This is a genomic window from Parahaliea aestuarii, assembly GCF_008064635.1.
Taxonomy (GTDB): Bacteria; Pseudomonadota; Gammaproteobacteria; order Pseudomonadales; family Halieaceae; genus Parahaliea; species Parahaliea aestuarii.
The window spans coordinates 464,371-478,602 of sequence record NZ_VRYZ01000001.1; the positions used below are offsets into that span (position 1 = coordinate 464,371).

At 64.7% G+C, this 14,232-nt stretch carries 13 protein-coding genes; 6 read left to right on the forward strand and 7 right to left on the reverse strand.

From position 1 onward, the window contains the following. Positions 1–3,231 (forward strand): carbamoyl-phosphate synthase large subunit, encoded by a 3,231-nt coding sequence (carB, locus tag FVW59_RS02115; protein WP_148062571.1) that lies wholly within the window; start codon positions 1–3, stop codon positions 3,229–3,231. Beyond that, positions 3,228–3,704 (forward strand): transcription elongation factor GreA, encoded by a 477-nt coding sequence (gene greA / locus FVW59_RS02120; RefSeq protein ID WP_148062572.1) that lies wholly within the window; start codon positions 3,228–3,230, stop codon positions 3,702–3,704. The genes carB and greA overlap by 4 nt, the downstream gene beginning before the upstream one ends. A 125-nt stretch (positions 3,705–3,829) precedes the next feature. On the opposite strand, the gene FVW59_RS02125 is transcribed toward greA, so the two are convergent. The 5 genes from FVW59_RS02125 to FVW59_RS02145 all read right to left on the reverse strand — a co-directional run bounded on the left by FVW59_RS02125 (position 3,830) and on the right by FVW59_RS02145 (position 10,150). After that, positions 3,830–6,250 carry a TonB-dependent receptor gene (locus FVW59_RS02125; protein ID WP_148062573.1) on the reverse strand — a complete coding sequence of 807 codons (2,421 nt, stop codon included), beginning with the start codon at positions 6,248–6,250 and terminating at the stop codon, positions 3,830–3,832. A gap of 87 nt (positions 6,251–6,337) precedes the next feature. Then, positions 6,338–7,171: a Coq4 family protein gene (locus tag FVW59_RS02130; protein ID WP_148062574.1), complete on the reverse strand. Its 834-nt coding sequence runs from the start codon at positions 7,169–7,171 to the stop codon at positions 6,338–6,340. Positions 7,172–7,308: 137 nt separating this feature from the next. Next, positions 7,309–8,451, reverse strand: a complete 1,143-nt coding sequence (locus FVW59_RS02135) for a helix-turn-helix domain-containing protein (RefSeq protein WP_148062575.1) — start codon at positions 8,449–8,451, stop codon at positions 7,309–7,311. Positions 8,452–8,472: 21 nt separating this feature from the next. Beyond that, on the reverse strand, positions 8,473–8,982 hold the full coding sequence (locus tag FVW59_RS02140; protein WP_148062576.1) for an SRPBCC family protein: 510 nt from the start codon (positions 8,980–8,982) through the stop codon (positions 8,473–8,475). Between the two features lie 82 nt (positions 8,983–9,064). Then, on the reverse strand, positions 9,065–10,150 hold the full coding sequence (locus FVW59_RS02145) for a GGDEF domain-containing protein (RefSeq protein WP_187275712.1): 1,086 nt from the start codon (positions 10,148–10,150) through the stop codon (positions 9,065–9,067). Between the two features lie 220 nt (positions 10,151–10,370). Here FVW59_RS02145 and FVW59_RS02150 point away from each other — a divergent pair, with 220 nt between their 5' ends. Genes FVW59_RS02150 through FVW59_RS02160 form a run of 3 tightly spaced genes read left to right on the forward strand, consistent with a single transcriptional unit; the run spans position 10,371 to position 12,530 of the window. Further along, on the forward strand, positions 10,371–12,071 hold the full coding sequence (locus tag FVW59_RS02150; RefSeq protein WP_148062578.1) for an N-acyl-D-amino-acid deacylase family protein: 1,701 nt from the start codon (positions 10,371–10,373) through the stop codon (positions 12,069–12,071). A 13-nt stretch (positions 12,072–12,084) separates the two neighbouring features. Next, a complete protein-coding gene (locus FVW59_RS02155) occupies positions 12,085–12,294 on the forward strand; it encodes a hypothetical protein (protein WP_148062579.1) in 210 nt (69 codons plus the stop codon). Continuing rightward, entirely contained in the window at positions 12,291–12,530 is a 240-nt protein-coding gene (locus FVW59_RS02160) for a hypothetical protein (protein ID WP_148062580.1), read from the forward strand. The genes FVW59_RS02155 and FVW59_RS02160 overlap by 4 nt, the downstream gene beginning before the upstream one ends. A gap of 16 nt (positions 12,531–12,546) precedes the next feature. Here FVW59_RS02160 and FVW59_RS02165 read toward each other — a convergent pair whose 3' ends face one another. After that, positions 12,547–12,891, reverse strand: a complete 345-nt coding sequence (locus tag FVW59_RS02165) for a hypothetical protein (protein ID WP_148062581.1) — start codon at positions 12,889–12,891, stop codon at positions 12,547–12,549. 86 nt (positions 12,892–12,977) lie between these two features. After that, positions 12,978–13,289: a ribosome assembly RNA-binding protein YhbY gene (gene yhbY / locus FVW59_RS02170; protein WP_148062582.1), complete on the reverse strand. Its 312-nt coding sequence runs from the start codon at positions 13,287–13,289 to the stop codon at positions 12,978–12,980. 103 nt (positions 13,290–13,392) lie between these two features. Between yhbY and rlmE the strand changes: the two genes are divergently transcribed. After that, positions 13,393–14,016 carry a 23S rRNA (uridine(2552)-2'-O)-methyltransferase RlmE gene (gene rlmE, locus FVW59_RS02175; protein WP_148062583.1) on the forward strand — a complete coding sequence of 208 codons (624 nt, stop codon included), beginning with the start codon at positions 13,393–13,395 and terminating at the stop codon, positions 14,014–14,016. Positions 14,017–14,232 lie beyond the last annotated feature (216 nt).

The window sequence follows — 14,232 nt, forward strand, 5'->3', positions numbered from 1 at the left end:
ATGCCCAAGAGAACCGACATCCAAAGCATCCTGATCCTGGGCGCCGGTCCCATCGTGATCGGCCAGGCCTGCGAATTCGACTACTCGGGCGCCCAGGCCTGTAAAGCCCTGCGCGAAGAGGGTTACCGGGTCATCCTGGTGAACTCCAACCCGGCCACCATCATGACCGATCCGTCGATGGCGGACGCCACCTACATCGAGCCCATCGAGTGGCAGACGGTGGCCAACATCATCGAGGCCGAGCGCCCCGATGCCCTGTTGCCGACCATGGGCGGCCAGACTGCGCTGAACTGCGCCCTGGACCTGGCCAAGCACGGCGTGCTGGACAAATTCGGCGTGGAGATGATCGGCGCCACCAAAGAAGCCATCGACATGGCGGAAGACCGCCAGCTGTTCGACAAAGCGATGAAGCGCATCGGCCTGGAAACGCCCCGCGCCTCCACCGCACACAGCCTGGAGGAGGCCTTCCAGGTGCTGGACTCCATCGGCTTCCCCTGCATTATCCGGCCCTCCTTTACCATGGGTGGCTCCGGCGGTGGCATCGCCTACAACCGCGACGAGTTCGAGGAAATCTGCCTGCGCGGGCTGGATCTGTCGCCCACCAAGGAACTGCTGATCGACGAGTCCCTGATCGGCTGGAAAGAGTACGAGATGGAGGTGGTCCGCGACAAAAAGGACAACTGCATCATCGTCTGCTCGATCGAGAACTTCGACGCCATGGGCGTGCACACCGGCGATTCCATCACGGTGGCCCCGGCCCAGACCCTCACCGACAAGGAATACCAGATCATGCGCAACGCCTCGCTGGCGGTGCTGCGTGAAATCGGCGTGGAAACCGGCGGTTCCAACGTGCAGTTCGGGCAGTGCCCGGAGACCGGCCGCCTGGTGGTGATCGAGATGAACCCGCGGGTGTCGCGCTCCTCGGCCCTGGCCTCCAAGGCCACCGGTTTCCCGATCGCCAAGGTGGCGGCCAAGCTGGCCATCGGCTACACCCTGGACGAACTGCAGAACGACATCACCGGCGGTACCACCCCGGCCTCCTTCGAGCCGTCCATCGACTACGTGGTCACCAAGATTCCGCGCTTTGCCTTCGAGAAGTTCAACGCTGCCGACCCGCGCCTGACCACCCAGATGAAATCTGTCGGTGAGGTCATGGCCATCGGCCGCACCTTCCAGGAATCGGTGCAGAAGGCCCTGCGCGGCCTGGAAGTGAGTTCGTCCGGTTTCGAGCACAAGATGGACGTGGACAACCCCGACCTGCGCGACGAACTGATCGGCGAACTGGTCAACCCCGGCCCGGATCGCATCTGGTACATCGGCGATGCCTTCCGCGCCGGCATGAGTGTGCAGGAGGTCTACGGCCACTCCGGCGTCGATCCCTGGTTCCTGGTGCAGATCAAGGACATCATCGATACCGAGGACAGCCTGAAAACCGTCAACCTGGCCGACATCGACGCCGACGCCATGTTCCGCCTCAAGCGCAAGGGCTTCGCCGACAGCCGCCTGGCGGTGTTGCTGGCGGTGACCGAGGGCGAGGTGCGCAAACACCGGCACAGCCTGGGCATCCGCCCGGTGTACAAGCGGGTGGACACCTGCGCCGCGGAATTTGCCTCCGCCACGGCCTACATGTACTCCACCTACGAGGAAGAGTGCGAGGCAGCGCCCACCGACCGCAACAAGATCCTGGTGCTCGGCGGCGGCCCCAACCGTATTGGCCAGGGCATCGAGTTCGACTACTGCTGTGTGCACGCGGCCCTGGCCATGCGCGAAGACGGTTACGAGGCCATCATGGTCAACTGTAACCCCGAGACCGTATCCACCGACTACGATACCTCTGACCGCCTCTACTTCGAGCCGGTGACGCTCGAGGACGTGCTGGAAATCGTCGCCCTGGAAAAACCCAAGGGCGTCATCGTGCAGTTCGGCGGCCAGACCCCGCTGAAACTGGCCCGCGCCCTGGAGGCCCAGGGCGTGCCCATCATCGGCACCACCCCGGACGCCATCGACCGCGCCGAGGATCGCGAGCGTTTCCAGCGTATGATCCAGAAGCTGGAACTGCGCCAGCCCGCCAACACCACCGTGCGCAGCGTGGACGAAGCCCTCGCCGCGGCTGGCACCATCGGCTATCCGCTGGTGGTGCGTCCCTCCTATGTGCTGGGCGGCCGCGCCATGGAAATTGTCTACCGCGAGGAAGACCTGCTGCGCTACATGCGCGACGCAGTGAAAGTGTCCGACGATTCGCCGGTGCTGCTGGACAGCTTCCTGTCCGCCGCGGTGGAAGTGGATATCGACGCCGTGTCCGACGGTGAGCAGGTGGTGATCGGCGCCATCATGCAGCACATCGAGCAGGCCGGGGTGCACTCCGGCGACTCCGCCTGTTCCCTGCCGCCCTACAGCCTGCCGGCCGAGGTGCAGGACCAGATGCGGGAGCAGGTGCGCCAGATGGCCCTGGAGCTGGGCGTGTGCGGCCTGATGAACGTGCAGCTGGCCTGGCAGGACGACGAGATCTACGTCATCGAAGTGAACCCGCGGGCCTCCCGCACCGTGCCCTTCGTATCCAAGTGCATCGGCGCCTCGCTGGCCAAGGTCGCGGCGCGCTGCATGGCGGGGCAGAGCCTGGTGTCCCAGGGTTTCACCGAGGAAATTGTGCCGCCCTTCTACTCGGTGAAAGAGGCGGTGATGCCCTTCAACAAATTCCCCGGCGTGGATCCCATCCTCGGCCCGGAAATGCGCTCCACCGGCGAGGTCATGGGTACCGGCGATACTTTTGCCGGCGCTTTCGCCAAGGCGCAACTGGCGGCCGGCGACCCGCCGCCGCGCTCCGGCACGGCCCTGATCAGTGTGCGCGATGTCGACAAGCCCGGTGCCGTGCGGGTGGGCAAGGCGCTGGTGGAGCTGGGCTTCGACCTGGCCGCCACCGGCGGCACCGCCAATGCGCTGGAGGCCGCCGGGCTGACCGTGCGCCGGGTGAACAAGGTACTTGAAGGGCGCCCGCACATCCTTGATATGATCAAGAACGACGAGGCCGACTTCATCGTCAACACCACTGAGGGGCGCCGCGCGATTACCGACTCCGCCCCCATTCGGGCCAGCGCAGAGGCCCACCGGGTGTTCTATACCACCACCCTGGCCGCGGCCGAGGCGGTGTGCATGGCCCTGAAACAGGAAAGCGACAAGAGCGTGCGACGCCTGCAGGATCTGCACGCCAGTATTGGGAGTAACGCTGCATGAGCAATGTGCCGATGACGGTTTCCGGTGAAGCCGCGCTGCGCGCAGAACTGGAACGTTTGAAGAAGGTCGACCGGCCCCGCATCACCGCGGCCATTGCCGAGGCGCGTGCGCACGGCGACCTGAAAGAAAACGCCGAGTATCACGCCGCCCGCGAGCAGCAGAGCTTCGCCGAGGGCCGCATCATGGAGATCGAGGGCAAGCTGGCCAGCGCCCAGGTGATTGACGTGACCAGCATTCCCAAGTCCGGCAAGGTGATCTTCGGTACCACCATTGACCTGATCAACCTGGAGACCGACGCCACTGTGACCTACCGCATCGTCGGCGAGGACGAAGCGGACGTGAAGCAAAACCTGATTTCGGTGGGTTCACCCATTGCCCGCGCCCTGATCGGCAAGGAGGAGGGCGACGTGGTGATCGTGCGTGCGCCGGGTGGCGACGTCGAATACGAGATCGATCAGGTGCACCATATCTGACCGTTCACGGGGCAGCGACAAAAAACGGGCGCCACATCAGGCGCCCGTTTTCGTTGTGCACAGCCTGGCAGGCTTGCCGAGGATGGAGCCCTGCCTCGGCAGGCAGGGCTCTACGGTTTGAGCCACTACAGGGTAAAGTTAATTTCCAGCCCGTAGGTCCGCCCGCGGGCGTACATGCGGGTCATGGAAAAGGCGGTGGTTTCGTTGGGGTAGTACTCCTCGTCCAGCAGGTTGTCGGCATACAGGGAGGCGCTGATCTCGCTGTCCCCGAGGCGGATGCCAGCCAGCCCCAGTCGCGCGCCGACACGCCAGAAGCCGTCGATTTCACGCTCGTCGTTCAGTGGCGACACATTGCCCTCGGGATCGCGCAGGGTATTGGCGGTGAGCACGGTGTCTCCCTGGTAGACGCCGTCCAGGCGGCCGTAGAGCTGCAGGCCATTGCCAAAGGCCGGGGCGTAGTACTGGGCGGAGAGGCGGCCCGTGGTTTTCGGTACAAAGGTCTGCTCCACATCGTCGGTGATATCGACGAAGGAGCCGTCCGCGGTGCGCTGCAGGTACTCCTCGTACTCGTGGTGGATGTAGCCCAGCGAGGCGGATACGATCAGACCCTCCACCGGCAGCCATTCCACCTCGGCTTCGGCGCCCTGGATGGTAGCTTCACCGGCATTGTCGAAGAACTGCCGGCCGTTGAGGAAGGCCTGTAGCTGCAGGTCCTGGTAGTCGCTGTAGAAGGCCGCCAGGTTGAGGCGCAGGCGGTTCTCCAGCAGTTGCGATTTCATGCCCACCTCGTAGGAGATCAGCGTCTCCGGCTCGAAGGGAATGCCGCTCAACAAGCCGCCGGAGACATAGCCTGTCGACACTTTGGCGTAGGTAGTGATATCCGCGCTCGGGTACCAGGTGGCGATGCCGGTGTAGGTCACTTCCTCGTAGTCCACCTTGTAGTTGCCAAGGCCCAGCACCGCGCCGGTGGCGCCGGCCAGTGAATCGATATCGATCTCGCGCTTGTCCGAGGTGTAGCGCAGTCCGCCGGTGAGATCGAAGCTGTCGTTCAGGTGCCAGGTGAGCTGCGCGTACGCGGCCGAGGAGTCATTGTTGGCCGTGGTAATGGTGGTGCCGCTGCCGAACAGCGGGTCGAGCACAGGGTTGGTGGTGAGCACCCCGTCCGCCACTGGCTGGAAGATACCGAGCACACTGTGGGCCGGCGATTCCTCTTCGAAGTAGAACAGTCCCGTCACCAGATCGAACTGATCGCTGGAAACCTGCAGTTGCAGTTCCTGGGTGAACTGCTCCTGGCTGGTGGAACGCGCCGTCAGCAGGGAGAAGAAGCTGTCCTCGGGGCCGGGCTGGACCGCCGGGTCGAGTATGCCGGGGATGTTGCCGGACAGCAGCGCAATAAACTGCGCCTCGGTGAAGCGGATACCGCCGCTTGCGCCCAGGTCGTAGATGTTCGGGTCCTGCTCCAGTTCGCGCCAGCCGGTAATGCTCTTGAGGGTGGTGCTGTCGTTGAGATCCCAGGTCAGGGTCAGGTTGTGGCCCAGGGTTTCCAGGCGTTCCACGCTTGAGGCCGCGGCCACGGCGCTCAACTGCTCGTCAGCGATGTTGGTGATGCCGCCGGTCAGCGGCTGGAAGGCGAGCACGGCGCCCCACAGCTGACCGGTCTGGTCGGGCAGTGGCCCCACTACCTGCTGGGGGTTGCCGACAGTTTCTGAATCGCTGTAGTCGAAGCGATAGTCCACGGTAAGCCGGTCAGTGGCGTCGTACTGCGCCGCGAAATGAAAGGCGTCGACGTCCTTGCCGCCGAGTTCGTCGGCGTAGCGCAGCGCGCCGAAGCCAGGTGCGCGTGCGCTGACGTCGATGGTGCGGCCGCCGATCAGATTGTCGGCGTAGCCGCCGATTTCATCGTGGAGATAGCTCAGCTTGGTGCGCAGGCCCCGCCATTCCGGCAGGTTGAGGGTGATTTTGCCGCGGCGGGCGTCGTCGTTGCCCATCGAGGCGCTGGCGCCGATACCGAACTCGCCGGTGGGCGCTGCCGTCACGATACTCAGGGCGCCGGCGGTGGCGTTGCGCCCGAACAGGGTGCCCTGGGGGCCGCGCAGTACTTCCACCCGCTCGATATCCGCCAGGTCGAAGATGGCGCCGACACTGCGGCCGACGTAGATACCGTCCACGTAGACCCCGACCTTGGGGTCCACCGCGTTGTCGGAGGTTCCGGAAGTGACCCCGCGAATGGCCAGCGCGGGAGTGGTCTGCTGCCCCTGGTTGGTGATATTGAGGTTGGGTGCCAGCGAGCTCAGGTCTTCGATATTGACAACACGCATCTGCTGGATGTCCTCGGACCCCAGGGCGGTGACGGCGATGGGTACCGACTGCAGGTTTTCTTCCCGGCGCTGGGCGGTGACCACGATTTCCTCCAGTGCACCCCCGCGGCCGCGGGCTTCCTGCAGCCCAGTGCTCTCCCCCGGTGACTGGGCGAGAGCGGGGATGGCAGTGCCCAGGGTAAGGGCGGCGAGAGCGAGGTAAAGGGGGCGGTGCGGTAGCGTTTTCATAGTTATTTTCCTGTTTTTGGCGGCGTAGCTGTCCCTGGCGCCGGTTGGCGCCAATGGTCGGGTTGGGTTCAGTGCCCGCAGGCGGGGTCAGGCGGCGTCGAAATACTCGCCGAGGGACCACATGGTGTCTTCGAAGTCGGGGCTGTGGCGGATGCCGAGCTCCTCGCGCACCGCGTCGACTGTCCACTCGAACATTTCTTCATAGCGCGGCATGAAAATGCCGGTGGTCATCTGCGCGCCGATGCGCTGGCCTTCACCGAGGGCCTTGTACAACGGCGGCAGCAGTTGCGGGTAGTGGCAGCCGAAGCGGGCGATGGCGGTGGACAGCAGCAAGTTGGAAACAACCGACATGTGTTCCATTACTTCGGCGCCGAGAAAGCGCGCCATGTTGGTCTGGCGCGCGGCGATCAGGCCGAATTCGCCGAGCGGGTCGTAGCGGTAGCCGACGACCACATGCTCGATGTCGTGAGTCTGGCTCTGGCGGCGCAGCATGTAGTCGTAGTCGGTGGCGGTGCTGCCGAAAGGCAGGAAGTCCGCCTGCAGACCCTGCTCGGTCAGCATTTTCTGGTACTCCCGCCCCAGGGTGCCCTCGGGCAGCTGCGCCAGCGCTTCCATGTCATGGGGGATGAGGTAGCGATCCTCGAACCAGGCGTCCAGTTTGGCGTCTTGGGCGCGAGCCCCGGCTAACAGGCGGTTGATTTCGTCGATATCATCCAGGCCGCGGAAGATGTCGATAATCTCCAGCGGGCCGCCGTAGTGATCCATGTCCGGCCCGTTGCGGCGCAGGGATTCCACCGCCACCCAGTGGCGCAGGCGCGGGTCGTTCAGGTACTTGGAGGTGCTGCTGAGCATGGTGCTGGTGCCCAGCCTGCGTGGGTCCAGCAGCCGCTGGTTGGCTGAATAGCCCGGTACATCGGTCATGGCGAGATCCTGGCGGTAGCGCGGTTTTAATCTTTATGTGCCTGTATTAGAGGCCAGCCGCCGGGGCGGGGGAATGGAGGATTCAGCGGAGGGGTTGCACTATTGCTCGCTGCCGGCACAGCGGTGCCAGTGGTATATCAGCTTTTACCGTCGCGGATCTGGGTGGGCGACCAGCCGGTGAGTTGCTTGAAGCGGCGGGAGAAGAACATCGGGTCGTCGTAGCCCACCTCGGCGGCAATCACCTTGACTGCCTTGTCACTGCCCTGCAGCAGCTCCCTTGCCTTCTGCATACGCAACTGGTCACGCCAGCGCATCAGGTTTTCGCCCATTTGGCTTTTAAACAGGGCATTGAGAGTGGACGGGGCAGCATTGGCAGCGGCGGCTACCTGCTCCACGGTAGTCTTTTCGGCGTAGTGAGCCAGCAGGTAATCGCGGGCGGCCACCACCCTGCGGTCGAGGGATTCACGCTGCTGCTGTGGGCGTTGCTGGTCGCACAGCAGCAGGATCTGCTCCAGCAGGTTGAGGTGCAGGGCCTGGCTGTGGCGGGACTGGGAGTGGGCGATATCGATAATGCGGCCGAATGACTCGCTGATGTAACCGGCAATGTGCGCATCGGCAATCACTTCGCCGCGCAGTTCGCCGTTCACGACGCCACTGCGCAGCAGTGCCTGCCAGTGCTGGGGCGGGAAAAATGCACTGCTGAACAGGCTGCACTCGCTGTCGCGCTGCGCGCATTGCACCAGTAGCTGGCACTCCGGCGGAATCAGCAGCAGGGCGGGGCCATTGTTGCCCAGACGCAGTTTGCTGTCTGCACAGCTCAGCAGGCACTCGCCGGCGGCGGCGTAGAGAAGCAGCCAGGAGCCGGCTGGCGTGTGCAGGGGCCGGGGGAAATCCGGTTCCGGCGCCGGCAGCAATTCGATATGGCTGGTAACAATCTGGTGTGTGAGCAGGAAGCGGTGGTAGAAGTGGGCCCACACCCGGCTCTGGAACTGCATGGCCAGTTCGGGGTAGTCGTGCCAGTTGAGTCCGGCCAGCGGCAGGCCGAGTTCCTCCAGCGTTTCCGCCAGCAGTTCATGCCGCGCTTCCAGATCGAGCTGATCCAGGTTGAGCATGGTGGTTACCGGCAGGGTGAGGGTATCCCCCAGCAGGTCGACAAACTGGCGGGTCTGTTCGAGGAAGGCAGTGTCGGCATCCTCTGACTGCAGGGCCGCCACAAGGGCATTGGCCAGGGAGATCAGGGCGCCGCGGGTATGTAGCGAGGGGTTCGGGCTTGCGCTCACAGAGGTGCTTCCAAAGGGCTTTTACGGTTTGGCGAGACGGCCGATGGCCTCGCGTTTCACCTGGTCGACGGCTGCGCTCATACGGGTCATGTCACTGCCCGGCGGGGCCTGGGCCACTTCCCGGAAACTGACGACGCTGCCGTCACCGCCGGCCCCGACTTCTATGGTCCACACCGTGTAGGCCCCCAGGCCCTGCAGCGGGCCGAAGGGCGCCTCGAGTCGCAACAGACTGCCTTCCTGCACCATCAGCACACGTCCGTGGGCTACCGAGCCGCCGGGCCACTGTTCCAGCCACAGGCCGCCGGCGCGGGCCTCCAGACTGAGTGCGTCGGCGCTGCCGGAATAGCTGTGGGCGGGGTTCCACCAGCGTTCGGGATGGATCAAACGCTGCCACAGGGCCTCGGCGCCGAGTGCCGAACGGGCCTGGTGCTGCAGCACGAAATGGGTATCCGATGCGCTGACGACTTCCGCTCGCAACAGCGGAGCTGACAGTAGCAGGGACAGGCTGAGCAATAGTCTGATCAGGTGCATGGTTTGGCACTCCGCCGCCGTGGAAGATGTTGTCATACTAGCCCGCCGCATACCGCTGCAACAGCGCCTGTACGGCGCGCTGTCAGGCCGCCGCCAACTGGTACCGGTCGCGGCCACTGTCCTTGGCGATGTACAGGGCCTCGTCAGCCCGCTGCACCACGGCTTCGAAGCTGTTCTCGCCGTTGTACACAGCGACGCCGGCGCTGATCGTGACGCAGGTCTGCTCACGTACCCGCGCCAGGATGCGCTGGGCGATGGCTTCGGCATCGTTCAGCTGGGTGCGGGGCAGTACCACCAGGAACTCTTCGCCACCGTAGCGCACGATGAGATCCTGCCCCCGGGAACACTGCCCCAGGGCATCTGCCACTTTTACCAGTAGCTCGTCGCCAGCGCTGTGGCCATGGGTGTCGTTGTACTTCTTGAAATAATCGATATCCAGCAGGATGAGGCAGAAGGGTTCACCGCTGCGTTGGGTGGCGGGGAACAGCATTTCCGTGTGCAGGGCCAGGCGGCGGCGATTGCCGACCCGGGTCAGCGGGTCGACCAGGGCCGATTGCCGGTTCTCGATCTTCAGGGCGATGTTCTCGATCAGTACCTGGGTGTGACGGCGGGTATGTTTGAGTAACTGGAGGTAGCCGAAACTGAGAATGGCGGCGGCGATGTAAAACAGGGGCTGCTGGATCAACAGGAACTTGCCGATGATGGACAGCATCACCAGGCTCAGAAACACCACAACCTGCACGTAGGAGGTGCTGAGTACCAGTACCCCACCGGTGGCCAGTACCATAAAGACCAGGGCGCAGAGCACCGTGCCGATGAGGGCGTTGTCGCCGTAGGGCAGATAGATCACCGCCACAAAACCCGAATAGGCGGCGACGCTGGCCAGGGCCATGTAGCGATCCCATTTCAGGGCATCGGCTTCGGTGATGCGGCCGGCGCGCTTGCTCTGCCCGTAACGCAGGGACAGCCACAGTCGCGGCAGGTTGGCGATCATCACGCCCAGCAGCCAGTACTGGGCCGCGCCCGGGCTGGCGTAGGTGTCGGCGATGAAGTAGAGCAGCATGATGGCCGCAAACACGCCGATATAGCCCGCCCGCACATTGGCGTACAGGATCTGCACCCGCTCCATGTCGAGTTCCGGGCTGAGCGGAAGCCTGCTCTGGTCCATGCCATCCCCTGGGTAGGCCGGATCGGCCAACCCCTGCCGACACCTGCGCTGATTATAGTTCTGCTGAGTGTCGATCATCGCAGCGACCGCCGCCGGGGACAAGCCTGTACTCGCCAGTTGGCGGGCGCGCAGCGTCGATTCTCCATGCCCTTCGCGCGATCTGCCATGTTCGCCGGCGGCAACCGCGCCTACAGTGGCGACAGCACAAGGAGGAACCACCATGTACGACCTGATAATAAGAAATGCCCGCATCTGCGATGGCAGTGGCAGCCCCGCCTATCGCGGCGCGCTGGCCGTCAGCGAGGGCCGGATTGCGGCCATCGGCACCCGTATCGACGGCGATGCGCGGACGGTAGTGGACGCCGGCGGCAGGGTACTGGCGCCCGGCTTTATCGATTCCCACACCCATTTTGACGCCCAGATTACCTGGGACGGCCTGGCTACCCCCTCTCTGGAACACGGCGTGACCACCGTGATCAACGGCAACTGCTCCCTCACCATGGCGCCGGTGCGGGCCGAGCACCGGGGCTTCGTCGGCGCCGTGTTCCGCCAGATCGAGGAAATGCCCGCCGCGGCCTTCGACGCCGGAATGCGCTGGAACTGGGAGACCTTCGAGGAATACCTGGCGGCCTTCCGCGACCAGCTCGGCATCAATGTCGCCACACTGGCCGGACACAGCATGCTGCGCCTGTGGGTGATGGGGGAGGCCGCACGGGAGCGCGCCGCGAGCAGCGGGGAAGTGGCGCAGATGCAGGAACTGCTGCGGGAGTGCCTGCGCGCCGGTGCCCTGGGCCTCTCCACCAGCTGGGTGGATATCGACCACGAACACCGGCCGGTACCCTGCCGCCTGGCGAGTCCGGAGGAACTGGACGCCCTGTGTGCGGTACTCGGCGAGTTCGGCGCCATTATGCAGGTGGTGCCGGAGTTCTGGGATCCGGACCTGCTGTGCGCACGCATCGATATCCTTGGCGACCTGTCCCGGCGCCACGGCATTACTGTCAGCTTCTCGCCCCTCTTCGACTCCAACGCCACTCCGGAACTGGTGCCGCGGGCCCTGGAGCGGGTGCGCCTGCAGACCGCCTACGGTGCCCGTATCGTACCGCAGATGCAGACCCGGCCGATCGATGTCACCTTCGAGTTCGATGTGCCCACCTCGGTATTCAGTACCCGCCCCACCTGGTGGATGACCATCCTCAAGCCCGCCGCACAGACTCTGGCGGATTTCCGCGACCCGGTGATTCGCAAGCAACTGGTGGAAGAGGCCTACAACGCCATGCACCCCATCGCCATGGAAGTGCACTTCCCGGATTTCGTGGTGCGACGCTGTCACCTGCCGCACAACAAAGCGCTGGAAGGCCGCACTCTCAAGGACATAGCCGGCGAGCGCGGCTGCGACCCGGTGGAGCTGATGCTGGACCTGGCGGTGGAGGAAAACCTGAAAACCTGTTTCAGCGCGATGGCCGTGGGACACAACAACCTGGAGCGCATCACCGGCCCGATCAGCGACCCTCTGGTGCAGGTGGGCTCCGGCGACGGTGGCGCCCACGTCACCCGCTTTGCCACCTACGGCGACACCGGTTACCTGTTCAGCTGCTTTGTGCGCGAGGCCGGGGCCATGAGCCTGGAGCAGGCAGTGTACAAGCTCACCGGCCAGATCGCCCACAACTGGGGCCTGGCGGATCGCGGCTTCCTGCGCCCCGGGCTGGCGGCGGACCTGCTGTTGTTTGATCCCGACACCATCGACCGCGGCCCGGAGATTGCGGTGGCGGACTTGCCCGGCGACGGCTATCGCTATGTGCGCCGGGCCCGCGGCGTGGAACAGGTCTACGTCAATGGGCAGCTGGCCTACAGCGCCGAAGGCGGCTACGCAGAGTGTCGCGAAGGCCGCATTGTCTCAGGCGCCCGCCAGTCGGCCGCGTAAACGGAGAAGCAATATGAGTGCATCGATTACCCCCCAGCGCCCCTGGATCTACCCGCGGGAAGGCGACGACTGGCACAGCATTGCCGGGCGGGAATTTCCCGGGCGGCCGGCGGAAGAGGCCGTGGCCGACCTGCAGAGCTGGAACCTCTACCTGGTGTTTCGCCCCGCACCCGCCGGCATGACGCCCTCGGACATTGTCTTTACCGGTCCGCCCGCGGCGTGAGCGAAACCCCTGCGGTATCGGGTGCGGTGATTAGCGCTGTGCGCCTGACCCCTACCCACGACGGGGAGGCCGCCATGGTGGTGGAACTGCACTACCCCAACGGCGGCCGCAGCACAGTGCAGATCGAAGGCGCCGATGCGGTGGCGGTGATGCGGCGCGCCGGAGTCAGTCATGCCAGCGAATTGCTGGGGCTGCCCTGGACGGTGCTGCGGGTGCGGGATGTTGCGGGTCTCTGAGATACCCTGGAGACGGTCAGGGGGTCCTCTCGTGCTGGAACAGCTTCACTTCCGCCAGCACCAGTTGCGCCGCCAGTTTCACCAACATGGCGTGGTTTTCCTGACGCAGCCCCTCCAGGCCGGCATCGATCTGCCGCCGCAGGGCGTCGCCCTGTTCCGGGCTCAATCCCGGGGGCAGGGTGATGCTGAAGCTGTACTGTTCGGAACGGGTGAGTTCGGCGTAGATGGTGGTTAGCTGGGCGGCGGCGAAGTCGATCAGTTCGGCGTCGGCGCCGCGGGTATCGAGCAGGTCCCGCAGTTGGCGGTCCAGGTAGGCGAGGCCCTGGGCCTGCCGCGATGGAAACTCGAGGATATCCCCCATGCCGTGCCAGCTCCCGTGAGGACGATGCCTCGATAATAGCCCCCCGGCGGTGGCGGAGGGAAGCGGCAGGCGCGGGCGGCGCGGGTTTACAGAGGGCGCAGCAGGTTGGACAGGCGCGGGTCCGGCTGTTTGCTGCGGCGCAGTACCAGAACCATGTTGCCGATGGACTGCACCACTTCGGCGCCGGTGCGCTCGCACAGCTCTTCTGCCACGGCGCTGCGCGCCTCGCGGCCGCCCACGGCCAGCTTGATCTTGATCAGCTCGTGGTCGTGCAGGGCGCGGTCCACCTCGCTGATGACATTGTCGGACAGGCCCTTGCCGGCCACGGTGACAATGGGCTTCAGTTTGTGGCCGATGGCGCGCAGCTGCTTGCTGTCGGGGCCGGTTTGCTTGCTCATAGAGGTTCCAGTCTGCTTTTGGCGTTACAATGCCGCCTTTTACGGGGCGCGCATTCTACAACAGCGCCCTCCCTACACGATACGCCAAATACCGGGACTGTCCATGCCCAAGAAACGCTCCTCCAGCCGCGCCTGGCTCAAGGAACACCACAGCGATCCCTATGTGCAGCAGGCCCAGCGCGAGGGCTACCGCTCCCGCGCCTGCTACAAGCTGCTGGAATTGCAGGAAAAGGACCGGCTCATTCGGCCGGGCATGACCGTGGTGGACCTCGGCAGCGCCCCCGGCGGCTGGTCCCAGGTGGCCGCCGGCCTGGTGGGTCACAAGGGCCGGGTAGTGGCCTCCGACATACTGCACATGGACAACCTCGCCGACGTGGAATTCATCCAGGGTGACTTCACCGAGGACGCCGTCTTCGAGCAGATCCTGGCCGCGATTGGCGACAGCCCGGTGGACTTGGTCATGTCCGACATGGCGCCCAACATGAGCGGGGTGAACGCGGTGGACCAGCCGCGGTCTATGTACCTGGTGGAACTGGCGCTGGATATGGCGAGCCGGGTACTGGCTCCGGGCGGGTCTTTTGTGGCCAAAGTGTTCCAGGGCGAGGGCTTTGACGACCTGTTTCGCAGTGCCCGTGAACAGTACGGCAAAGTGCTGACCCGGAAACCCGCCGCTTCGCGGCCCCGCTCCCGGGAAGTCTACGTCGTCGCGAGGGACTTTCGAGGTTAGAACTTTCCCTGTGGCACAGGGATGTGCCACCGCCGGGCGCAGCCCGGAGATGTAGAAAGCCTTGAAACATGGAGCGCCGTCCCCATCTGTAGTACATTGATCGGCCTTTTTTCCACAGAAGAGTGGCGCGGAACCGGGTTCTGTCGCGCTCTCCCGCACCGACACCGGCCAGTGGCCGGTCTCGATTCCGGCTATACTCATCAGGTAGACGCGCCT